Here is a 23536-nt window from a genome sequence, read left to right on the forward strand (position 1 = left end):
CTGGGCCTGGCAACCAGGAATCTGCCGGTGCCGGACGGGTGGCGGCGTTGTGCTTATCAGCGATGCGCTGTTGCTGTTTGGTGCGTTTGTTTCTGCGATCTTTGCTCACACGTTCCATTGTGATCGCGTAGACTTCGTCGAGGCCGACGCGGCAGCGGCAACCTCTTGCGCGTCGGGCCAGTACCGCGAAGTCCATTTCCGCACTGACCCACTGGCGACGCCAACTTGGTCGCCGATAATTGCAAACGACTGTGTTGAGGTCACACGACGTGCAACCGCATCAGCGACTGTTTCCGGGGCATGCATACCCGGCTGCGGGCTAAGAGGGCGACCGTGACGTCTTTGCCTGACCCATAACCCGACCGTTGACCGAGAAGGGCGTTGGCCATAGCTTTCTTCCAGCCAATCGCCGATGCGCTTGTACGGCATGCCTTCAAGAAACTTATCAACTGCTTGCTCCCGGATCTCACGGGGAAAATGCGCGGACATCAGAAACCCTCTCCGCCCCCGGGGACACTCCAACTATTTGTCCGCGGTCCCCTCCGTCTCGCATCTTCGCCAAGGAGATCTCGTCAACAAGCACCCCGCCGGCTACACACGCAGGCGTTGGGGGTGCGCCAGCATGTGTGGGATCCGGGTGACAGCAACAGCGCCCGGTGATCGCGCGACGAGGGTAACAGCAAAACCTTTGCCCGGGTGTTTAGCCGGGTTGCGCTCTGCGTTGGCAGAGTAAAACGGCCCCCTGGATCCACGACTCGTTAAAGGACGCGCCTCGGCCTTCCCGGCCGCTCCAACTCTGCGGTGGCAGAGTAGGCGTCTCGGTGTGCCACTCTTCCAAGTCACTCTGCGGCCACAGAGTAGAACACGGGACGCCCCGTCCTAAGACGGCACGGTACGCGCCACGGATTTCCCAACCCCCTGTCCACTCTGCGGTGGCAGAGTGATCCACGGCAACCCCAGACACCCAGCGAAGATCCCAGGCCCCGCACACGCACAAGCACCACCGGCCCCCGCACTGCACCCCACCCCGCGCGGGAATAGAAAAAACGCCCCGCCGGGTAGGGACCAACAACAGGTCCCACCACCCCCGGGGCCGGGGCGCACAAACAGTATTCAATTATCTCTCATGTTCAGGGTCGGCGGTAACCTACTCTCCCACACCCTCCCGAGTGCAGTACCATCAGCGCGGGCGGGCTTAGCTTCCGGGTTCGGAATGGGACCGGGCGTTTCCCCGCCGCCATCAACCACCGACACACCCAAGGGGGCATGCCAGCCACCAACCACCAACGGTTGGTGATGCGACAGTCAAAATATTCAACAATATGAACAGTTAGCCAACAGTGTGCTGTGCCAGCACTGCATAGTGGACGCAAACAAATCGTTTCGCAAACCTACAACACCACAAGTGTATCCACGTGTGTGCAAAAGTGTTTGATCAACGGCGGATTAGTACCAGTCACCTCCACACCTTACGATGCTTCCAGATCTGGCCTATCAACCCAGTCATCTCCTGGGCGCCTAAGAAACCTCATCTCAAAACAGGCTTCCCGCTTAGATGCTTTCAGCGGTTATCCCTCCCGTACGTAGCCAACCAGCAATGCTCCTGGCGGAACAACTGGCACACCAGAGGTACGTCCGTCCCGGTCCTCTCGTACTAGGGACAGCCTTCTTCAAGTTTCAACGCGCGCGGCGGATAGAGACCGAACTGTCTCACGACGTTCTGAACCCAGCTCGCGTGCCGCTTTAATGGGCGAACAGCCCAACCCTTGGGACCTACTCCAGCCCCAGGATGCGACGAGCCGACATCGAGGTGCCAAACCATCCCGTCGATATGGACTCTTGGGGAAGATCAGCCTGTTATCCCCGGGGTACCTTTTATCCGTTGAGCGACACCACATCCACAAGTAGGTGCCGGATCACTAGTCCCGACTTTCGTCCCTGCTCGACTTGTAAGTCTCACAGTCAAGCTCCCTTGTGCACTTACACTCTAAACACCTGATTGCCAACCAGGCTGAGGGAACCTTTGGGCGCCTCCGTTACATTTTGGGAGGCAACCGCCCCAGTTAAACTACCCACCAGGCACTGTCCCCAACCCAGATCATGGGCCAAGGTTAGATATCCACTACGGTCAGAGTGGTATTTCAACAACGACTCCACACCAACTAGCGTCAATGCTTCACAGTCTCCCACCTATCCTACACAAACCGCACCGAATGCCAATACCAAGCTATAGTGAAGGTCCCGGGGTCTTTTCGTCCTGCCGCGCGAAACGAGCATCTTTACTCGTACTGCAATTTCACCGGGCCTGTGGTTGAGACAGCAGGGGAGTCGTTACGCCATTCGTGCAGGTCGGAACTTACCCGACAAGGAATTTCGCTACCTTAGGATGGTTATAGTTACCACCGCCGTTTACTGGGGCTTAAATTCTCCGCTTCGACCCAAAAAAGATCTAACAGGTCCTCGTAACCTTCCAGCACCGGGCAGGCGTCAGTCCGTATACATCAACTTAACCGTCTTCGCACGGACCTGTGTTTTTGATAAACAGTCGCTCCCCTCTCTTCTCTGCGACCCACACCAGCACACCACACGACAATGCAGCTACCAGCACAGGTCCCCCTTCTCCCGAAGTTACGGGGGAATTTTGCCGAATTCCTTAACCACAGTTCACCCGACCGCTTTAGTATTCTCTACCTGACCACCTGTGTCGGTTTCGGGTACGGGCCGTATGCACACTCGCTAGAGGCTTTTCTCGACAGCACAGGATCACCAACATCACCCAAAAAAGGGCTACGCATCACGCCTCACACACAAAAACGATGGCATTTCACACACCGTCGTGCCACACGCTTACACCACAATCCAATAAGTGGCTTGGCTACCACACTGCGTCACCCCATCACTTGACTACAACGACTCAGGCCCCACGCATCACACCAACCCAGGGCAACAAAGTTACCCCATGGCCAGCGATCAGGGTGGTTAGTATCACCGCTTCATCACTTGACGCACACACACGGGTACGGGAATATCAACCCGTTGACCATCGACTACGCCTGTCGGCCTCGCCTTAGGACCCGACTCACCCTGGGAAGACGAACTTGACCCAGGAACCCTTAGTCATCCAGCGGTAAGGATTCTCACCTTACACTCGTTACTCATGCCTGCATTCTCACTCGCACACAGTCCACAACCCCTCACGGTACTGCTTCACACCATGCACGACGCTCCCCTACCCAACAAAACATTGTTGCCGCGGCTTCGGCGGTGTACTTGAGCCCCACTACATTGTCGGCGCGGAACCACTCGACCAGTGAGCTATTACGCACTCTTTCAAGGATGGCTGCTTCTAAGCCAACCTCCTGGCTGTCTTCGCGATCCCACATCCTTTTCCACTTAGTACACCCTTAGGGGCCTTAACCGGCGATCTGGGCTGTTTCCCTCTCGACTATGAAGCTTATCCCCCACAGTCTCACTGCTGTACAACACTTACACCGGCATTCGGAGTTTGGCTGATGTTGCTAAGATGATAGTCCCGCTCAACCAACCAGTAGCTCTACCTCCGGCAAGCTCATACAACGCTGCACCTAAATGCATTTCGGGGAGAACCAGCTATCACGGAGTTTGATTGGCCTTTCACCCCTACCCACAACTCATCCCCGCAGTTTTCAACCTACGTGGGTTCGCGCCTCCACAACCTCTTACAGCTGCTTCACACTGGCCATGGGTAGATCACCCCGCTTCGGGTCCAGGACATGCCACTAACAACACCCAATGAGGATTCGCTTTCGCTACGACTACCCCTAACGGGTTAACCTCGCGACATGCCGCTGACTCGCAGGCTCATTCTTCAAAAGGCACGCCATCACACACAAGAAGTGCTCTGACGGATTGTAAGCGCACGGTTTCAGGAACTCTTTCACTCCCCTCCCGGGGTACTTTTCACCATTCCCTCACGGTACTATCCACTATCGGTCACACTGAGTATTTAGGCTTACCGGGTGGTCCCGGCAGATTCACAGCAGATTCCACGAGCCCGCTGCTACTCGGGGCAACAACAACACACACGCACACGCCTTCACGTACAGGACTCTCACCCACTCCGGCGCACCATCCCAGATGCTTCCGCTAACACGCACGCGCACGCTCCTGGTCAGCAGCCCAGAAACACTGCACCCCACAACACCACACACGCAACCCCTGCCAGGTATCACACGCACATGGTTTAGCCTCATCCACGTTCGCTCGCCGCTACTAGCAGAATCACAATTGTTTTCTTCTCCTACGGGTACTGAGATGTTTCACTTCCCCGCGTCAACCTCCACACAGACTATGCATTCATCTGCAGGTAACACCACACAACCGGTGCTGGGTTCCCCCATTCGGACATCCTCGGATCAACGCTTTGTTGACAACTCCCCGAGGCATAACGCAGCCTCACACGTCCTTCATCGGCTCAGCATGCCAAGGCATCCACCGTACGCCCTGAATAACCAAACAATTATCCAACACACACAAACACACACCACCACACAACGGGCGGCGCATGCTCAGATACACAAAACACAAAAACAGTCTTGCAAACTTACAAAACAAAAAATCCTTCACAACACCACACCCCAAGCACACACAAACATGCGCACAAGGATGCGGCAAAGAAGAAAGATGCTCGCGTCCACTATACAGTTCTCACACAACACACCCACACCACAACAACCACACACCACAAACAGCGCAGTGATCATTCACGTGCAGGCCAACAAGACAACCACAACCACACACAACATAAACGTCGTGCGCAGGCCATGTGCTGCCCCAGACACCCAACAGCATGCCAACATACCCAAAACCATGTTTGCGGAACACTTGGTCACACACCCGCGCCACACAAAGCAGAAGCATCCAACCCTGCCGGTGCGCATCCACCCGGAATTTATACAAAACAAATACGTGGCAGTCACACCTTAGGCGACATCAACCACCAACCCACAACCGTGGGCACAACAATAAAAAGCTCCTTAGAAAGGAGGTGATCCAGCCGCACCTTCCGGTACGGCTACCTTGTTACGACTTCGTCCCAATCGCCGATCCCACCTTCGACCACTCCCTAACAAGTTTGGGCCATGGGCTTCGGGTGTTACCAACTTTCATGACGTGACGGGCGGTGTGTACAAGGCCCGGGAACGTATTCACCGCAGCGTTGCTGATCTGCGATTACTAGCGACTCCGACTTCATGGGGTCGAGTTGCAGACCCCAATCCGAACTACGACCGGCTTTCAGCGATTAGCACACCCTCACAGGATCGCACACGCGTTGTACCGACCATTGTAGCATGTGTGAAGCCCTGGACATAAGGGGCATGATGATTTGACGTCATCCCCACCTTCCTCCGAGTTCACCCCGGCAGTCTCTCATGAGTCCCCAACCAAATGCTGGCAACATAAGACAAGGGTTGCGCTCGTTGCGGGACTTAACCCAACATCTCACGACACGAGCTGACGACAACCATGCACCACCTGTACACCAGCCACAAAGGGAAAGACTATCTCTAGCCCGATCCAGTGTATGTCAAGCCCAGGTAAGGTTCTTCGCGTTGCATCGAATTAATCCACATGCTCCGCCGCTTGTGCGGGCCCCCGTCAATTCCTTTGAGTTTTAGCCTTGCGGCCGTACTCCCCAGGCGGGGCGCTTAATGCGTTAGCTACGGCACGAACCCCGTGGAAGGGACTCACACCTAGCGCCCACCGTTTACGGCATGGACTACCAGGGTATCTAATCCTGTTCGCTCCCCATGCTTTCGCTCCTCAGCGTCAGTTACTGCCCAGAGACCTGCCTTCGCCATCGGTGTTCCTCCTGATATCTGCGCATTCCACCGCTACACCAGGAATTCCAGTCTCCCCTACAGCACTCAAGTTATGCCCGTATCGCCTGCAACCCCGCAGTTAAGCTGCGGTATTCCACAAACGACGCGACAAACCACCTACGAGCTCTTTACGCCCAGTAATTCCGGACAACGCTCGCACCCTACGTATTACCGCGGCTGCTGGCACGTAGTTAGCCGGTGCTTCTTCTCAACCTACCGTCACAAAAGCTTCGTCGGTTGCGAAAGGAGTTTACAACCCGAAGGCCGTCATCCCCCACGCGGCGTCGCTGCATCAGGCTTGCGCCCATTGTGCAATATTCCCCACTGCTGCCTCCCGTAGGAGTCTGGGCCGTATCTCAGTCCCAATGTGGCCGTACACCCTCTCAGGCCGGCTACCCGTCGACGCCTTGGTAGGCCATTACCCCACCAACAAGCTGATAGGCCGCGAGCTCATCCCATACCGCAAAAGCTTTCCACCACCCCATCCAAGAAGTGGTCATATTCGGTATTAGACCCAGTTTCCCAGGCTTATCCCAAAGTACAGGGCAGATCACCCACGTGTTACTCACCCGTTCGCCACTCGAGTACCCTGCAAGCAGGGCCTTTCCGTTCGACTTGCATGTGTTAAGCACGCCGCCAGCGTTCATCCTGAGCCAGGATCAAACTCTCCACAAAAAGTTTCAGCAAGAAACAAAGGCCGTGAAAAGCCCAAACCTAACCAAAAACAAACCAACCCACACCACAACCAAATGCAGTGCAGGACTGGCAAATCCTCAAATTACCTTCTCATGCCGACCCAACCCGACGGGGCAAAAACAGGCCGACACAACAAAAAAAATAGTTACAAAACGCGAATCAAATCACGCACCATAACCAGCAAACACCACCTGCAACTAGAGGTTCACAAGCAGCGCCACCGGCACACACCAACCACACAAAACGTGCAGCCAGCACAACACAGGCACGCAACCAATCCACAAACAAAAGTACATTGGCACACTATCGAGTTCTCAAACAACACACGCACACCAGACCAACCAGTCAAACACAACCAATCAGTGCTCGGCAGCGGAAAACAACGTTACACACAAGGTAAACAAAAGTCAAAATCGAGGAAAACCTCAACCAAACTCAAGCAACCAAGCCCGCAACACTGTGAAATTATCTCGTTCCCTCCGAGCGACTCACTCGCTCTCGGCAACGAGGAAATACTTAACCACGAACAACACAAACACGCAAACCCCCAGCACACAACAGGTTTTTGGGCAAACGAAAACCGCCAACAGCTCGCTTACACGAAAACTGTTGGCGGTTAGTAGCGGTGAGGAGCTATCCCACCTTCTTGGCACCGGCGAAGTTCTTCTTCCCGCGGCGGAGGACCAGCCACGCGCCGTGCAACAAGTCGTCACTTCCGGGCTTCCATTCCTCGGATGCCACCCGCTCGTTGTTCACGTAGATGCCACCCTCCTTGATCGAGCGACGGGCAGCGCCCTTCGAATCGGCAAGGCCTGCGCCAATGAGCAGGTCAACAATGGTGGTCTCCGCATCGCGGAACTCGAACACCTGGGTCTCCGAAACCGCGGAAGCGAGCGTCTTCTCGTCCAGGTCGGTCAGTTCCGCCCGCCCGAACAGCGCCTGCGAAGCCAGCTCAACAGCTTCGCGGGCTTCGCGGCCGTGAATGAGGTCCGTCATCTCCTGTGCAAGACGCTTTTGAGCCTCACGCTTGAACGGTCGCTCCTCCACCTCAACCGCAAGGCGATCGAGTTCTTCCTGGTCCAGGAACGTAAACCAGCGCAGGTAGCGGATCACGTCGGCATCAGCGGTGTTCACAAAGTATTGGTACCACTTGTACGGGCTGGTCATCTCGGGATCGAGCCACAGCGAGCCGCCACCAGTGGACTTGCCAAACTTCTTGCCCTCGGAGTCGGTGACCAGCGGCACCGTCAGCGCGTGCACCTGCTCGCCGTCCATGCGACGGTTCAAGTCCACACCAGCGACAAGGTTGCCCCACTGGTCACCTCCACCAACCTGCAACACGCAGTCGTGGTTGCGGCGAAGCTGCACGTAGTCATTCGCCTGCAGCAGCATGTAGGAAAACTCGGTGTACGAGATGCCGTCGTTTTCCAGGCGGCGCTTCACCGTGTCGCGGCCAAGCATCGTGGACAGGGAGAAATGCTTGCCCACGTCGCGGAGGAAGTCGATGACCGACATGTCCTTCGTCCAGTCGTTGTTGTTCACCAACAACGCGCCGTTCTCGCCCTCAAAGGAGACGAACCGCTTGAGCTGACCGCTGATACGTCCAGCCCAATCCGCAACTGTGTCGGAGGAGTTCATGGTCCGCTCCCCTACGTCGCGGGGATCACCAATCATGCCGGTGGCGCCGCCCGCCAGCACGATCGGTCGGTGCCCAGCCTCCTGGAAGCGCCGCAGCATGAGCAACGGCACCAGGTGGCCGGCATGCAGCGACGGGCCAGTCGGGTCGAAGCCGCAGTACAGGCTGATCGGAGATTCCGTCGCGGCGCGCAGTGCGTCCAGGTCGGTGGACTGGTTGATCAGTCCGCGCCATTCGAGTTCTTCAACAATGTTTGTGCTCATCGGTGTCCTTCGCGCGTGGAAAAGCGCAGTTGTCTCGGGTAGTTGAATTCAGCTGATGGGGTGAGGTCTTAGGCTGCGGGATAGGGCTCGGCTTCGTCGATAAGCAGCACCGGGATCCCGTCGTCGATGCGATACGCGATGTTGAGGCGCTCGTTGACCAGCAGCTGTTCGTCTTCCTTGTATGTCAGTGGGCCCTTGTCCTTCGGGCAGGCCAGGACGTCAAGGAGTTTCGGATCGAGACTCATGGGGTTCATCCTACTTGTACGGGCTCGTCCCCGACGTGTCGGGATCGGAGGGAGGGTCAACGGCGGCGTCGTCAAGCGAAACGGGCCCCTGCAGCGCCTCCTTGAGGTACGAAGCCTGCGAATCCAGGGCGCGGAGGTTGTTGTCCAGGATGCCGTGCTTGACGCGGTCGACCGCGTCGTACATCGTACGCAGCGAATCGATGCAGCGCATCGACGCCTCACGCCCGCGATACTGAGGCGCCTTGAGGTAGGTGTCGACAACCTCGGGGAGGTAGACCTTTGACACGTTGTACACGGTCTGCTGGTGCTCAGGAGTCGGCGTCAGGCTCTCCCACTGCGAGAGCACGAAGCGGGTGACCGACTGCAGCTTCATCGCCTCGTTGTACACCGGCGCTGGCACGTTCGCGCGGTGCAGTTTGGCCAGGTTTTCCTTGATTGACTCATCAATCATCGACTCGGTCGAAGTCGTCTCAGCCGCCGGGAGCGCCTTCTGGCTTTTCGACGGCGTGAGCAACGCGCCCGCCCCGTACGCGACTCCGGCGGCGACCGCCCAGGGAATCACTCCGAGCGCCCCCACCAGGCCGAAGACGGCGAACGCCCCGGTGGTGACCGCGGCCGCGATCATGCCGACCTGGTTTTTCGGCGAGGCGAAATAGTCCCATTTACTGGTAGCCACGGATCTCCTTAAACGTCTCGGCCAAGTCGCCGTTCTGGGCGTCGAATACCTTACCGCCGGTGAGCTGAGCCAACTGCTCCATCTCGCCCCGGTTCGCTTCACCGTACAGGATCACAAAGACCGGGATACCAGACCATTCGGGGTGCTGCCCGTAGTCCGTAACGAACTGGTCGTAGAACGGTTCGGCGGTCGCCTGCCCGTCGGACAGGAGCACGACCGTGGGCGTCCGGGTCTTCTCGTTCTGGTTTTGCGTCGACTCGCTCTTCGCCTTCGCCGCAGCTTGCTGGGTAAGCACCTGCTCAAGCGCGGCGTAGGTCGCGGTGTACCCGCCCGGCTCGAGGTTGTTCACAAAGGCGTCAAGGTTTTCGCGGGACGCGGGGTCCGCATCAGCAATGACGCTCGAGGTGCCTTCCTCCAGTGCATCATTGAACGGCAGGAGCTCGACGCTTTCCCTGTCGCGGAAGGAGACATCACCGGTCGACGTGGCAGCAGTGCCGCCGATGAGCTCGTGCATGATCCGCTTCAGCGACGCAAGGCGCTCGCCCTCCATCGAGCCGGAGGTGTCCAGCAGGAATGTCGATTGGCCGGGCATGCGGAACTCGCCGTTGTACTTGTCCAGCAGCTGCGTCGTGACGTTCTCCGTGGCCGGGAACGGCAGCTCGATCGGCGTGTGCCGCGCGAGCTCAGCGGGCAGAGTATCGACGCCCTGCACCGGGCGCCGGTACGTATCCGCCACCTCTTGCTGGTGTTCCTGGAACCAATCCGCAAGCTCACGGACCGCCTCGCCCGAGCCCGTATTCTGCGGGTGCTTGAGCGCACTGAGCGGGTAGTCCGCGGTGATGGTTCCGTCGGCGGGGACCACCACCTCGATGTCCTGCCCTGCCTTCTTCAACTGGAAGAGCGTCGACTCGTAGTTGAAGATCGCGTCCGCCTTCGTCGGATCCTGCGCGAACGTGTCCGCGAGCCAGCCGGAGGACCCAGACGAAACCGTCTGGGAGGAGAAGAACGTTTGCAGCTGCGGGGCGACCCGGTTGATGTCCTCCTCCGTCAGCGCGAGCCCGGTATCGGCCAGCGCCGTCGCGGCAGAGACCACCGTGGAAAAGCCGGAGTTCGACGCCGTGGGGTCGGTCATTCCGAAGGACAGCTCGCCGGCATCCGCGGCGGCAACGAGGTCGTCCCAGGTCGGCGGGTTGTCAACCCAGCCCTTCTGTTGCGCCAGATCGCTGCGAACTCCTAGCGCGATCGGGGAATTGGCCAACGGGTACTGGTCCGCCAGCGCGTCAGAGGCGCCGATCAGGTCCGCGTAGCGGTTGGTGGCAAACCAGGTGGCGTCGTACGTGCCGTCGTACCCACCGTCCTTCAGGCCCTGTGAGTTCTCCAGGGTACCGCCGTCGTAGCTCACGCTGATGTCCTTACCTAGGTCATCAGCCGCCTGCTGGATCAGCGGTTCAAGATCCTTCAGCTCAGTCGCGGCGAGAATGCGCAGCGATGCATCACCACTCCCACCGGACCCACCCGATCCTCCCAGGCCGCCTGATTCACCGCCGAGGTTCATGCAGCCGGCGGTCGCAGTCACCATGAACAGCGCGGAAAGAACGGCAAGTAACTTCTTCATAGGGTGGCCTCCTCATTGGCTGGTGGTTGTCCGCTGTAGCGTTGCCCGACGGCGTCGAGAAGCTGCTCGAGGCGATCGAAGGTCGGTGGGTCGACGCTGTTGACGTAGTCGGACGGCGCGGGCAGTCCGTGCGCTTGGAGCTCGTCCGCGAGCGAGCCGCTCTCAGCCGGGCGGAAGCCGTGCTTCGCAGCGAGCCGCTGCAGTTCCGGATCAGTACTCAGCAGGTGGCCGAACTCCTTGCCCTTGTCCGAGATGCCGACGATGCCGTGGTTTGCCACCACGGTCGGCTCGAGGCGCAGGAGGACCATGTCGTCGCGAACGCGCGAGTTGTCCTTCATCTGCTCGCCAAGGAACTGGGCCTCGTAGACCAGGACCAGCGGCGTCGAGCCCATGCCCTGGCTCAGGTAGTCGCGGAAGGGCGCGGAAGAAGACGATTCCGAGTACCCCTGCCCCACGAAGAACGGCGAAATCTTGTCCACCAGTTCCTCGGTGCTCATCCCCGGTTTTTCCTGCTCAAACTGCCAGGTCAGCAGCGAGAGGTACATGGCAGCGGAGTTTGAGGTGCGAATGTCCGTCGTGCTCACCTGCACCTGGCGCGGGGACGGGAAAGTGTCGCCGAGGTCGCGCCACCGCTTCCCGCTTTCCGCGAGCTTGACGTACGCACCCATGTCAAAGGCGTAGCCGTCGCCCGTGTTGCGCACCACGCCCTCCTGCTCGAGCAGGTCCACGATCGGCTGCCAGGAGGCGATGGCCATCGGGGTAAAAAATGGGTAGTCCACCGAGTAGCTGCCGCCCTGGCTCTTCACCTTTTGGGCTGCCGGTCCGGACGACGGGAAGACAAAGTCCTGCTTGTCCAGGTCAGTGTTCGTCGCGATTTGGCGCGAGCCCGCGGTGGAAAACTTCACGGTGTAGCCGAGCTCCGCGAGCCGGCTTTTCACTTCCGGGTCCTCGAAGTAGTCGCGCTTCTCCGAGCCGATGATGCCCTCTACGGTGGTGGTTCCGGCGCCACCACCTTCGCCGCCTCCGAAGTTCAGCCAGCGTATCGCGTTGTTCTCGCCGCGGGCGTCGCTCAGCGCAAGCCCGATCATCACAATGAGCACAACCGCGATGATGATCGAGACTATTGCAGAGAAAGACCGCTTCCCTCCGTTGGTGTCGCTCATGCACTCAGCATAAGGGCTGGGCGGTTGTGGCGCAGGTCATTGCGCCAATGCCGAGGTTACGCGCCCCGCACCGGCGCCTCCGCCCACGCACGGAATGCCGCGTTCGCCTCGGAAACGCGCTGCCGCTGCTCGTCCACGCGCACCTTGGCGGTACCGCCGCGGGTATCGCGGGATGCCACGGCCCCGTCGATCGTGAGGACTTCACGGACCTCGGGGGTCAGTCGCTTATCGACGCCCACCAGCTCCTCATCCGGCAAATCGATGAGGTCCACACCACGCTCCTCGGCGATGCGCACACACGCGCCCGACGCCTCGTGCGCTTCGCGGAACGGCACGCCCTGGCGCACCATCCACTCCGCGAGGTCCGTCGCCAGCGTGAAGCCGGCGGGCGCGAGCTCGCGCATGCGGTCCTCGTGGAATACGAGCGTGGAGACGAGCCCGGTCATCGCGGGCAGCAACACCCGCAGCTGGTTGACCGAATCGATCACCGGCTCCTTGTCCTCCTGCAGGTCGCGGTTGTACGCCAACGGCATCGCTTTCAGCGTGGCGAGCAGGCCGGTCAGGTTGCCCAGAAGACGGCCCGTCTTGCCGCGAGCCAGCTCCGGCACGTCCGGGTTCTTCTTCTGCGGCATGATCGAGGACCCGGTGGACCAGGCGTCGTCAAGCGTGATGTAGCCGAACTCAGGGGTCGACCACGCGATGAGCTCCTCGGACAGCCGCGAAATGTCCACGGCAATCTGGGTGAGCACGTAGGCGGTCTCCGCCGCGAAGTCGCGCGACGCGGTGCCGTCCAGCGAGTTGTCGCATGCGGAGTCGAAACCGAGCTCGGCCGCGATCGCTTCAGGGTCCAGGTGCAGCGACGAACCCGCCAGCGCGCCCGAGCCGTAGGGCGAGACAGCGAGGCGCTTGTCCGCGTCCTGGATACGCTCGAGATCGCGCAGCAGTGGCTGCGCGTGCGCCAGCAGCGAGTGCGCAAGCAGGATCGGCTGCGCCGCCTGGAAGTGGGTCTTGCCCGGCATGATCGCGTCCGGGTGCGCGGCGGCCTGGTCGACGAGCGCATCGATGAGCACGCTGACCTCGACGGCCACGCCGCGCAGCGCGTCACGGCACCACATGCGGAACATCGCGGCGACCTGGTCGTTGCGGGACCGGCCAGCGCGCAGCCGTCCGCCCACCTCGGGGCCGACCCGCTCGATCAGTCCGCGCTCCATGGCGCCGTGGACGTCCTCGTCCGTCGGGGCCGGGACGAAGGAGCCGTCCGCCACGTCGCGTCCGAGCTGGTCGAGACCGTCGAGCATGGTGTGCAGGTCAGCGTCGGAAAGCAGCCCTGCCTTGTTGAGCACCTTCGCGTGCGCCTTGGACGCGAGCACGTCGTAGGGCGCGAGGACCCAGTCAAAGTGGGTGGACACGGAGAGCGCGAACATCGCTTCCGAGGGGCCGCCGGAGAAGCGGCCGCCCCACAGCGCGCCTTCGTTGGTCTTGTGCTGTTCCATGCCTACTTTTCCTGCTTCTCCTGGGCGCCGGCCTCGCGGTCGCGCTTATTGGCAATCTGGGAGGACAGTCCGTGCAGGCGCACGAAGCCCTTGGCCAGGGTCTGGTCGAAGGTATCGCCGGTGTCGTAGGTGGCGAGGTTGAAGTCGTAGAGGGAGTGGTTGGAGCGGCGGCCGTTGACGGTCGCCTTGCCCGCGTGCAGCTCCATGCGAATGTCGCCGGTGACGTGCTCCTGGGTGGAGTCGATGAAGGCGTCGAGCGAGCGCTTCAGCGGGCCGAACCAAAGGCCGTCGTAGACCTCCTCGGACCAGCGGGCGTCGATAAGGCGCTTGTAGCGCGCAAGCTCACGCTCAACGGTGACGTCTTCAAGCGCCTTGTGCGCGGTGATCAGCGCAACCGCGCCCGGTGCCTCGTAGACCTCGCGGGACTTGATGCCCACCAGGCGGTCCTCGACCATGTCCAGGCGGCCGATGCCCTGCGCGCCGGCGCGCCGGTTGAGCTCCTCGATGGCCTCGAGCACGGTGACCTTACGGCCGTCGATAGCCACGGGCTTGCCGCCCTCGAAGGAGATGATGACCTCGTCCGGCGCGTTGCCCATCGCCGGATCCTCGGTGTATGCGTAGAGATCCTTTGTCGGCGGGTTCCACAGGTCCTCGAGGAAGCCGGTCTCGACGGCGCGGCCCCACACGTTCTGGTCGATGGAGAACGGGGACGCGGCGGACTGCTCGATCGGCAGGTCCTTGCCCTCGGCGTACTCGATTGCCTTATCGCGCGTCCAGGCGAAGTCCCGAGCCGGGGCCACGATCTCCAGGTCGGGGTCCTGGTTGAGGAAACCGACCTCGAAGCGGACCTGGTCGTTGCCCTTGCCGGTGCAGCCGTGGGCGACGTGGGTGCCGCCGTGCTCCTGGGCGGCCTTGACCAGGTGCTTGACAATCAGCGGGCGCGAAATCGCGGAGACCAGCGGGTACTCGCCCTGGTACATGCCGTTCGCCTTGATGGTGGGCAGGCAGTAGTCCTCAGCGAACTCGTCCTTCGCGTCAACGACGATGGACTCGACGGCGCCGCAATCCAGCGCGCGCTGGCGGACGGACTCCATGTCCTCGCCGCCCTGGCCCAGGTCGAGGGCGACTGCGACGACGTCGGCATCAAGCATTTCGCCCAGGTAGGAAATGGCGACGGAGGTGTCCAGACCGCCGGAGTATGCGAGTACGACGCGATTGCTCATGAGAAGTAGCTCCTTCAATAATGTTCGAGGTTGTTCAAGTTGTGACACACCCGGTTACTGAGGTTACCCGGGGATGTGCGTTTCCTGTGACCCGCTGCTGCGGAACACGCTATTCGTTGGCGGGGTGCGCGTGGCCGAAGATCTTTTCGCCCAGTTCCTTGCCGCTGAGCGGCTCCCGAGCCAGGACAAAGATCGTGTCGTCGCCCGCGATGCAACCCACGACTTCGTCGAGGCCGACGCGGTCGATGTAGCTGGCCAGGTACTGCGCGGCGCCGGGAGGCGTGCGCAAGACCGTGGTGTTGCCGGTGTAGTCCACCGAGACGACGAGCTCCTCGATCATGCGGCGCAGCTTGTCCCGCGGCCCGGTCTGCACGACGGAGAGCGACCCCGTGTCAGAGGTCACCGTGTAATACGCACGGCCGCCCCCAAGGGGACGGATCTTTTTCGCCCCAAGCTCGTCCAGGTCGCGCGACAGCGTCGCCTGGGTGATGTCGATGCCGTCGGCCTGCAAGAATTCGGAGAGTTGCGCCTGCGAAGACACCCGTGTGCTCCCGATGATCTCAAGGATGCGGGCCTGTCGCGCCGTGCGCGATACGGGTTGGGTCATACCTGGTGTTCCTCCTCGTCTTGGTGTTCCATAAGCCACGCCAGCAATGCCTTCTGGGCGTGCAGCCGGTTTTCCGCCTCGTCGAACACGCGCGATTGCGCGCCGTCGATCACCTCCGCCGTGACCTCGTTGCCGCGGTACGCAGGTAAGCAGTGCAAGAATACGGCATCCTCCGACGCGCGTGCCATGACCTCCGCGTTGACCTGGTAGGGCAAAAACGGGGTCCGACGATCCAACCCGTCGTCCTCCATGCCCATGGACACCCACGTGTCGGTGATGACCACGTCCACGCCGTCCACCGCGGCCAGGTCGGCGCTCACCGTGACCGTCGCGCCGGTCTGTTCGGCGCGCTCGCGCGCCCGCTGCACAAACTGCTCCTTAGGCTGGAACCCCTCGGGCGCGACGATGGCAATGTCCACACCCGCGGTGGCAAACCCGAGCATGTAGGAATTCGCCATATTGTTGTCGCCGTCGCCCAGGTACGCGGCGCGCAGCCCCTTGAGGCGGCCGAAGTTTTCCTGAATAGTCTGCAGGTCCGCGAGGATCTGGCAGGGGTGGAGGTCATCCGACAGCGCGTTGACCAGCGGGACCGTCGCGGTCTCGGCCATCGCGTGGAAGTTGTCATGCGCGTAGGTGCGCCACACGATCGCGTCAACAAACCGGGACAGCACCGCCGCCGTGTCCTGCAGCGTCTCCCCCTTCCCCATCTGGGAGTTGGACGTGTCCGTGATGATCGCGTTCCCGCCCATCTGGTGGATGCCCACGTCGAAGGAGAAGCGGGTCCGTGTGGACGTCTTGTCAAAGAGCACGGCCACAGACTTCGGCCCCTCGAGCGGGCGCTTCGCATACGGGTCGCGCTTCATCTCGGCGGCGAGCGCAAGCACCTCGGCCTGCTCGTCCGGCGTCAGATCGTCATCAGCCAAAAAGTGCCTGGTCATGAGTCGTTCCTTTCGTTCTCGGTGGCGTCGGCAAGCGCGAGCGCGATGCGCTCAACGGCCGCATCAATGTCATTGTCCGTGATGATGAGGGGCGGCGTAAGTCGCACCACGCTTGTCGACGGAGCGTTCACAATCACTCCCCGCTCCAGCCCCTTCGCCACCACGTCCTTGGCCACGGGCCGGTCGAGCACCACCCCGAGCATAAGGCCGCGGCCGCGCACCTCCTGCACGCCGTCCAACGCCGCGACCGACGCAGCGAGCTTCTCCCCCTTGCGGCGCACCTCCGCGAGGAAGGCGTCATCAACAGTGTCCAGCACCGCGTTCGCCGCAGCGCACGCGACGGGGTTGCCGCCAAAGGTCGTGCCGTGCGAGCCCGGGGTGAACAGCTCCGCGGCCTTCCCGCGCGCCAGGACCGCGCCGATGGGCAGGCCGGCGCCGAGCCCCTTAGCCATGGTCACCACGTCCGGGACGATGCCTTCGTGCTGGAACGCAAAGAAGTCTCCGGTGCGTCCGACGCCGGTCTGGACTTCGTCGATAAGCATGAGCGCCCCGGACTCGTCGCACAGCTGGCGGACCTGGGTGAGGAAATGCTCGGGCGCGGGGATGACGCCGGTTTCGCCCTGGACCGGCTCGAGGATGATCGCCGCGGTGTCACCCGGGTTTACGGCCACGAGTTTGCGCAGGTAGTCGATGTCGCCGTAGGGGTAGAACTCCACGCCGGAGGGCAGGGGCTCGAACGGCGCGCGCTTCTCGGGCTGGCCGGTAAGCGCGAGCGAACCCATCGTGCGGCCGTGGAAACCGTTCACCGCGGCGAGGACGCGCGAGCGCCCAGTCAAGCGAGCAAGCTTGAACGCAGCCTCGTTCGCCTCGCCGCCCGAGTTGCAGAAGAACAGTCGCGCAGCATCGTCGCCACACCGCGCCTTGAGCTTCTGTGCGGCCTGCACCACCGGCTCGGAGGCGAAGAGGTTGGAGACGTGGCCCAGCTTGCCAATCTGTTCGGTGACGGCGTCGATCACCGCCGGGTGGGCGTGGCCCAAGGAGTTGACCGCGATGCCGGCCAACATGTCGATGAACTCGGCGCCCTGCGAGCTAAAGACCCGCGCGCCCTCGCCGTGGGCGAGCTCCACGGGCGGCGTGCCGTAGGTGTTCATGAGCGTGTCGCCCCAGGCCGCGAGCGCTGGTTGCGTGGAGTGCGTCTGCTCGGTCATGCGTTTTCATCCTTCCTGAACACAGTGGTGGCCGTGCCCTCTGGGTAGTTGTTCACGTCAAAAGCATCCGGGAACACCATGGTGCCGATACCGCCCTCGGTGAGCAGCTCCAGCAGCACGGAGTGGGCAATACGGCCGTCAATCACGTGGGCAGCGCGCACTCCCCCTTTCACCGCCGTCAGGCAGGCCCCCATCTTGGGGATCATGCCGGAATCCAGGTCTGGCATCATGCGCTCGAGCTCGCGCACCTGGATCTTGGACAGGAGCGAGTCTTTGTCCGGCCAGTCGGTGTAGAGGCCCTCCACGTTGGTGAGCACAACCAGGCGCTCCGCGCCGATCGCCTTGGCCAGCGCGCCGGCTGCCTCGTCGGCGTTGATGTTGTACACGTCGCCGCCCTCACCTGGCGCGATGCCGGAGACGACGGGGATCCGGCCGGCCTCAATGATGTCCATCACTGCCGAGGGGTTCACGTCCGTGATCGTGCCGACCAGACCGATGTCGGTGGGGTGCCCGTCGACGTCGACAAGCCTGCGCTCCGCGGTAAACAGCCCGGCATCCTCGCCGGAGGTCCCCACCGCGTAAGGGCCGTGCGAGTTGATCTTGCCCAGCAGGTCGCGGCCGACTTGGCCGAACAGGACCATGCGAACCACGTCGAGGATCTCCGGCGTGGTGACGCGAAAGCCACCAACAAACTCCCCCCCATCGAGGCCCAGCCGCTTGAGCATCGCCGAAATCTGCGGCCCGCCGCCGTGCACGACGACGGGTTTTGCGCCAACCGTGCGCAGAAACACCATGTCCGCGGCGAACGCGGCCTTCAGCTGCTCATCAATCATGGCGTTGCCGCCGTACTTGACCACGACGATCTTGTCGCGGTAGTGCTGCAGCCACGGGAGGGCCTCCGCGAGGACGTGTGCGCGGTCCTCGCTGCTGAGATGCTTCAGGGGTTTCAGCGGCTGCGCCGGAGTTGGTTCGCTCATTGCTTCGTTGCCCTTCCAACTAGGAGCTGTACGCGGAGTTGATCTCCACGTAGTCATGGGACAGGTCGGTGGTGTGGACCGTCGCGGTGCCCGGGCCCCCGGTCCCCAGGTCCACGCGGACGTCGATGTCCACGCCGGAGAGGTCGACATCGCGCGCGCCGGGCGTTCCGGTAGAGCGCTCGCACACCGGCTGCCCGTTGAAGTACACGGCGATGTTCTCGGGGTCCATCGCTGCGTCCGCCATGCCGACCGCCGCGAGTGTGCGGCCCCAGTTCGGGTCGGAGCCGAACATGGCGCACTTGAACAGGCTGTCGCGGCCCAGCGTGCGGGCGGCGTTGAGTGCGTCGTCATCGCTCGCGGTGCCGGTCACCGTGATGTTGACGCGCTTGGTTACGCCTTCGGCGTCGGCCTGCATCTGGCGCGCCAGCGAATCGCACACCGCGTGGATCGCGCGATCTAGCTCGTCCTGGCTCGGTGTGACCCCGCTCGCGCCGTTGGCCATCACGATGACCGTGTCGTTGGTGGAGGTCGAGCCGTCAATATCGACGGTGTCAAACGTCACCTTCGTCGCCTTGCGCAGCGCGGCGTCCAGCGCCTGGGGTGTCGCGGCAGCGTCGGTAGTAATGCACACCAGCATCGTGGCGAGCGAGGGCGCCATCATGCCCACGCCCTTGCCCATCGCCCCGACCGTCCAGCCTTCGCCGTGGTAGCCAGCCTCTTTCCGCACAAGGTCCGTCGTCAAAATCGCGTCAGCCGCCGCCTCGCCCAGCGCCTCGTCGTCGCCGAGCAGGGGCAGCAGCTTTTCGACGCCACCACGCACCTTCCCCATGTCCAGCAACTCCCCAATCAGCCCGGTCGAGCACACGGCCACCTCCGAGGGCTCGACGCCGAGCGCCGCTGCGGCGAGCGCCTGGGACTCGCGAGCGTCCGCGTCGCCCTGCGCGCCGTTGCATGCGTTCGCGTTCCCGGAGTTGTACAGCACCACGCGCAGCGCACCGTCTGCCAGCGCCGCCTGCGACAGCTTGACCGGCGACGCCTTCACGCGATTGCGCGTAAATACCGCGGCCGCGGCGTCATTCGGGCCGTCGTTGACCACGAGTGCCATGTCCGACTTCCCCGACGGCTTGATGCCCGCCGCAGTCGCCGCGGCGCGGAACCCCTGCGGGGCGGTCACACTCAGTCGGGGCGCTTCGGCGGCATTGTGGGTACTCGGTGATGGGTGTGGGGTTTCCATGGTGTCTCGCTTTCTGTGTAGAGGTCGCCGCGCGGGTGGCGTTGTAGGGATGATCTTCCAGGTGTGCCTGGGCTAGGGGGCGACGCCCTGTCGTGGCAGGCCGGCCGTCTCGTCCAGTCCGAGGGCGAGGTTCATGCACTGCACTGCCGCGCCGCCGGTGCCCTTAGTCAGGTTGTCAATGGCGGACGTGGCGAGCAGTACTCCGGCGCCCTCGTCGACCTCAACCTGAACGTGGCACGTATTTGCACCCACGACGTGCTGCGTCTGCGGGTGCGCGCCTTCCGGGAGGACGTGCACGAACGGTTCGTCGCCGTACGCTGACTCGTACGCCGCACGAGCGGTGGCGGCGTCGACCCCGCTTCGCAGCGGCATGGTCACGGTGGTGAGAATGCCGCGCGGGAGCGGTGCGAGGACCGGGGTGAAGCTCACGGTGACGTCCTCATCCGTGGCCTCGGCGATGTTCTGCGCGATCTCCGGGGTGTGCCGGTGCGCGCCTGCGGTCTTGTACGTCTTAAGCGAGCCCATCGTCTCTGCGCCAAGCATGGCGACGGACGCTTTCTTGCCGCCGCCCGAGACCCCGGTGATAGCCACAACGCGGAGGTCGGGCGCCGCCAACCCCGCTGCAACGGCCGGGTAGGCGGCGAGGGTCGCACCCGTTGGGAAGCAGCCGGGTACAGCGACGCGGGTCGCGCCGCGCAGCTGGTCGCGGTGGCCGGGCATCTCCGGAATACCGTAGGGCCAGCTGCCCGCGTGCGCGCAGCCGTAGTAGCGCTGCCACGCGCCGGCATCACGGAGACGGAAATCCGCCGCGCAATCGATCACGATCGTTGTGTCCGGCAGCTTCGCGCCAATTTCGGCTGAGAACCCGTGGGGCAGCCCGAGGAAGACGACGTCGTGCCCGCCGAGCACCTCCACAGAGGTCGGCTCGATGACCCGATCCGCCAACTGCGGCAGGTGTGGCATCAGCTCCGCGACGGACTGCCCCGCCGTGGAGTTTCCGGTCAGTGCGCCGATGGTGAGGTCGCCCGACTCGTACAGGGGGTGGCGCAGGAGCAGGCGGAGGATTTCTCCGCCTGCGTACCCCGTCGCCCCGGCGACTGCTACGTTCAGTGTCATACAGACACCCTACGCTTTTATGCAGTCGGCTGCAAATTATTCATTCTTGGTTTAGCCACGCATCTCGGCGCCGAAGCGATCCTTGGCTGCCTCCGCCGCCGCGAGGCGGGCCTCGGAAGCCTCGTCCTCGGTGAGCGTGCGGTCCGGTGCGCGGAACACCAGGCCAAAGGCCAGGGACTTCTTGGCTTCGCCGAGCTGTTCGGAGCGGTAGACGTCGAAAAGCGTGACGCCCTCGAGCAGCTCACCTGCCCCCTCTTCGAGGACCCTGCGGACCTCCTCGGCCGGCACTGCCTCGTCGACGACGAGCGCGATGTCCTGGTGCAGTGCCGGGTAGACGGAGAGGATGGGTGCCGGGAGGACCTCCGCAAACGGCAGTGCGGAGAGGTCGAGCTCCATCGCGCACACGCGCGGCGGCAGCTCGAGCGCCTCCAAGATCTGCGGGTGGAGCTCGCCGGCGTGCCCCACGACGGTCTCGCCGACGCGCAGCTCGGCGCAGCGGCCGGGGTGCCACGGCAGGTACTCCGCAGAGGCAACCGTGAGCTCAACGCCTGCGGCGCGGGCCACGACCTGCGCTGACTCGAGCGCGTCTGCCCAGGTGTAGGCGCGGGCTTGGCCGAATGGGCCTGCCTCCTCGGCGTTGCCCAGCGCGACGGTTGCCACATGCAGCGGCTGATGCGGCACCGAATCCAGGATGCCCGAGATGGTCGCCTCGTCGGGGCGAGCTTCCACGCTGGGCAGCGGCGAGGCCTCCGCGCGCCTGAACGCCGTTTGCGCCACCGAGTAGATCGCGATGTCAGCGCGACCGCGTGCCACGTTCTTCCCTACGGCCTCGAGCATCGCCGGCAGCAGCGTCGTGGCGAGCACTCCGTAGTCAGTATCCAACGGGTTCTGCACCTTCACGGTATTGCGGCGCGGGTCGTCCTCGTCCAGGCCCCAGGTGTCGAAGGTGCCGTTTGCCATGAACGGGGTGGGGATAATCTCGGCGTAACCGGCATAGGCCAGCGCGTGCGTCACGGCGCGGCGGCGCTGCTGCGCCGGAGTCAGACCGCGGCCACCGCGCGGGGTGGGCAGGAGAGACGGGATGTCGTCCAACCCTTCCAGGCGCACGATTTCCTCGATCAGCTCGACCGGGACGGTGAGGTCGCCGCGCCAGGTGGGCGGGGTGACAGCCAGGATGCCCTCGGCCGCCTTCTCCACGACGCAGCCGACCTCCTCCAAGCGGCGCACGACCGTCTCCTCGGCGTACTCGACGCCGATGAGCTTGGACGGCGCGGCCACCGGCAGTTCAATGGCCTCGCGCTGCGGGACCGCGCCGACGAGGGTGCGTCCGGACGCGATCTCGCCGCCAGCGATGCTGGTCAGCAGCGCGCACGCAACGTCCAGGGCTACCTCCACGATGGCCGGGTCGACGCCACGCTCGAACCGGCGCGACGCCTCCGAGCTCAGCTTGTGGTGGCGCGCCGTCTTCGCCACCGTGAGCTCGTCCCAGCTGGCGACCTCGAAGTACACGTTTACCGTCTCGTCCGAGATCTCAGAAGTGACGCCACCCATCACGCCCGCGAGGGACTGGATGCCCGCGTCGTCGGTGATGACCACGTCGGAGTCCAGCAGGGTGCGCTTCGTGTGGTCCAGCGTCTCAAATTCCTCGCCCACCGACGCGTTGCGCACGTGCAGGTTGCCGGAGATCTTGTCCGCGTCAAAGGCGTGCATCGGCTGGCCGAGGAGCAGCATGACGTAGTTGGTCACGTCAGTCGCCGCGTTGACGGAGCGGATGCCGGAGAGCATGAGCTCGCGCTGCATCCAGAACGGGGCCTTCGCTGCCGGGTCAATGCCCTCGACCTTGGCCAGCCCGAAGCGGCGAGCGCGGGTGGAGTCGTCCACGGTGACGTCGATAAGCGAACCCTGCGCTGCGGGGACCTGCGAGGTGTCCACGGCTGCGACCTGCGGGTCTGCGGCGGGATCGGTGAACGTGAGGTCAAAGGCGGAGGCGATCTCGCGGGTCAGGCCGCGCGCGGAAAGCGCGTAGCCACGGTCTGGGGTGATGTTGACGTCAAAGATCGTGTCATCGAGCTGGAGGATCTCGCGGGCATCATCGCCCGGCTTGCCCATGCCCTCGGGCAGGGTGATGATGCCGTCGCTCTTCGTGGTCATGCCGAGCTCCGCGGCGGACGCCATCATGCCGTTGGAGATGTGGTCGTAGGTCTTGCGCGCGGAGATGGCAAAGCCACCCGGCAGGACCGCGCCCGGCAGCGACACTACGACGTAGTCGCCGAGCGCGAAGTTCCGCGCACCGCAGATGATGCCCTGCAGCTCGCCGGTGCCGTTCGCGTCGCCGACGTCGACCTGGCAGTAGCGGATCGGCTTCTTGAACCCGGTGAGCTCCTCAATCTCGGCGACGCGTCCCAGCACGAGCGGGCCGGTAGTCTCCTCGATCGGCGCGTAGCCCTCCGTTTCGAAGCCCACGCGGACGAAGCCTGCGTCCAGCTCCTCGTCGGTGACGGTCCAGCCCTCGTTGCCCGCGTTGCGCAGCAGGCGAGTGATCCAGTTCTTGGAAATCAGCATTGTTGTCCTTGTCCCTTCTCTCC

15 protein-coding genes and 3 rRNA genes are annotated in these 23536 nt (G+C 62.8%); 1 reads left to right on the forward strand and 17 read right to left on the reverse strand.

What is annotated here, in order from left to right; genetic code table 11:
* Positions 1-1134: 1134 nt before the first annotated feature.
* From rrf to CKJ84_RS06365, 3 genes are all read right to left on the reverse strand, one after another.
* Positions 1135-1252, reverse strand: a 5S ribosomal RNA gene (gene rrf / locus CKJ84_RS06355).
* Between the two features lie 174 nt (positions 1253-1426).
* Positions 1427-4497: ribosomal RNA gene (locus tag CKJ84_RS06360) — 23S ribosomal RNA — on the reverse strand.
* Positions 4498-5019: 522 nt separating this feature from the next.
* Positions 5020-6536 (reverse strand): 16S ribosomal RNA (locus CKJ84_RS06365).
* Together the 16S, 23S and 5S rRNA genes form the textbook arrangement of a ribosomal RNA operon.
* Positions 6537-6649: 113 nt before the next feature.
* On the opposite strand from CKJ84_RS06365, the gene CKJ84_RS12050 reads away from it, so the two are divergent.
* The gene (locus CKJ84_RS12050) at positions 6650-7177 is read left to right on the forward strand and encodes a hypothetical protein (protein ID WP_143340323.1); all 528 of its coding nucleotides are present in this window, start codon (positions 6650-6652) and stop codon (positions 7175-7177) included.
* Between the two features lie 13 nt (positions 7178-7190).
* Here the strand turns inward: CKJ84_RS12050 and tyrS are convergent, their stop codons facing one another.
* The 14 genes from tyrS to pheT form a co-directional block, all read right to left on the reverse strand.
* Positions 7191-8456 carry a tyrosine--tRNA ligase gene (gene tyrS / locus CKJ84_RS06370; protein WP_095278856.1) on the reverse strand — a complete coding sequence of 422 codons (1266 nt, stop codon included), beginning with the start codon at positions 8454-8456 and terminating at the stop codon, positions 7191-7193.
* A 68-nt stretch (positions 8457-8524) separates the two neighbouring features.
* Positions 8525-8701, reverse strand: coding sequence for a Trm112 family protein (locus tag CKJ84_RS06375; protein WP_095278855.1), 177 nt, complete (start codon positions 8699-8701; stop codon positions 8525-8527).
* A 10-nt stretch (positions 8702-8711) separates the two neighbouring features.
* Positions 8712-9377, reverse strand: a complete 666-nt coding sequence (locus tag CKJ84_RS06380; RefSeq protein ID WP_095546279.1) for a hypothetical protein — start codon at positions 9375-9377, stop codon at positions 8712-8714.
* The gene (locus CKJ84_RS06385) at positions 9364-10992 is read right to left on the reverse strand and encodes a VWA domain-containing protein (RefSeq protein ID WP_095546280.1); all 1629 of its coding nucleotides are present in this window, start codon (positions 10990-10992) and stop codon (positions 9364-9366) included. Before CKJ84_RS06385 ends, CKJ84_RS06380 begins: the two co-directional genes overlap by 14 nt.
* Positions 10989-12155 (reverse strand): hypothetical protein, encoded by a 1167-nt coding sequence (locus CKJ84_RS06390; protein WP_095546281.1) that lies wholly within the window; start codon positions 12153-12155, stop codon positions 10989-10991. The genes CKJ84_RS06385 and CKJ84_RS06390 overlap by 4 nt, the downstream gene beginning before the upstream one ends.
* A gap of 56 nt (positions 12156-12211) precedes the next feature.
* On the reverse strand, positions 12212-13648 hold the full coding sequence (gene argH, locus CKJ84_RS06395; protein WP_095546282.1) for an argininosuccinate lyase: 1437 nt from the start codon (positions 13646-13648) through the stop codon (positions 12212-12214).
* A gap of 2 nt (positions 13649-13650) precedes the next feature.
* The gene (locus CKJ84_RS06400; RefSeq protein ID WP_095536499.1) at positions 13651-14871 is read right to left on the reverse strand and encodes an argininosuccinate synthase; all 1221 of its coding nucleotides are present in this window, start codon (positions 14869-14871) and stop codon (positions 13651-13653) included.
* Between the two features lie 109 nt (positions 14872-14980).
* Positions 14981-15478, reverse strand: coding sequence for an arginine repressor (locus tag CKJ84_RS06405; protein ID WP_095278849.1), 498 nt, complete (start codon positions 15476-15478; stop codon positions 14981-14983).
* A complete protein-coding gene (argF, locus tag CKJ84_RS06410) occupies positions 15475-16416 on the reverse strand; it encodes an ornithine carbamoyltransferase (RefSeq protein ID WP_095278848.1) in 942 nt (313 codons plus the stop codon). Before argF ends, CKJ84_RS06405 begins: the two co-directional genes overlap by 4 nt.
* Complete coding sequence (locus CKJ84_RS06415) at positions 16413-17624, reverse strand: acetylornithine transaminase (protein ID WP_095546283.1); 1212 nt, start codon at positions 17622-17624, stop codon at positions 16413-16415. The genes argF and CKJ84_RS06415 overlap by 4 nt, the downstream gene beginning before the upstream one ends.
* Positions 17621-18601, reverse strand: a complete 981-nt coding sequence (gene argB / locus CKJ84_RS06420; RefSeq protein ID WP_095546284.1) for an acetylglutamate kinase — start codon at positions 18599-18601, stop codon at positions 17621-17623. Before argB ends, CKJ84_RS06415 begins: the two co-directional genes overlap by 4 nt.
* 19 nt (positions 18602-18620) lie before the next feature.
* Complete coding sequence (gene argJ / locus CKJ84_RS06425) at positions 18621-19835, reverse strand: bifunctional glutamate N-acetyltransferase/amino-acid acetyltransferase ArgJ (RefSeq protein ID WP_095546285.1); 1215 nt, start codon at positions 19833-19835, stop codon at positions 18621-18623.
* A gap of 72 nt (positions 19836-19907) precedes the next feature.
* Entirely contained in the window at positions 19908-20951 is a 1044-nt protein-coding gene (gene argC / locus CKJ84_RS06430) for an N-acetyl-gamma-glutamyl-phosphate reductase (protein ID WP_095546286.1), read from the reverse strand.
* 51 nt (positions 20952-21002) lie between these two features.
* Positions 21003-23513, reverse strand: coding sequence for a phenylalanine--tRNA ligase subunit beta (pheT, locus tag CKJ84_RS06435; RefSeq protein ID WP_095546287.1), 2511 nt, complete (start codon positions 23511-23513; stop codon positions 21003-21005).
* Positions 23514-23536: the final 23 nt, after the last annotated feature.

Origin of the sequence: Corynebacterium sp. NML 120412, assembly GCF_002285155.1 — a bacterium.
Taxonomy (GTDB): Bacteria; Actinomycetota; Actinomycetes; order Mycobacteriales; family Mycobacteriaceae; genus Corynebacterium; species Corynebacterium gottingense.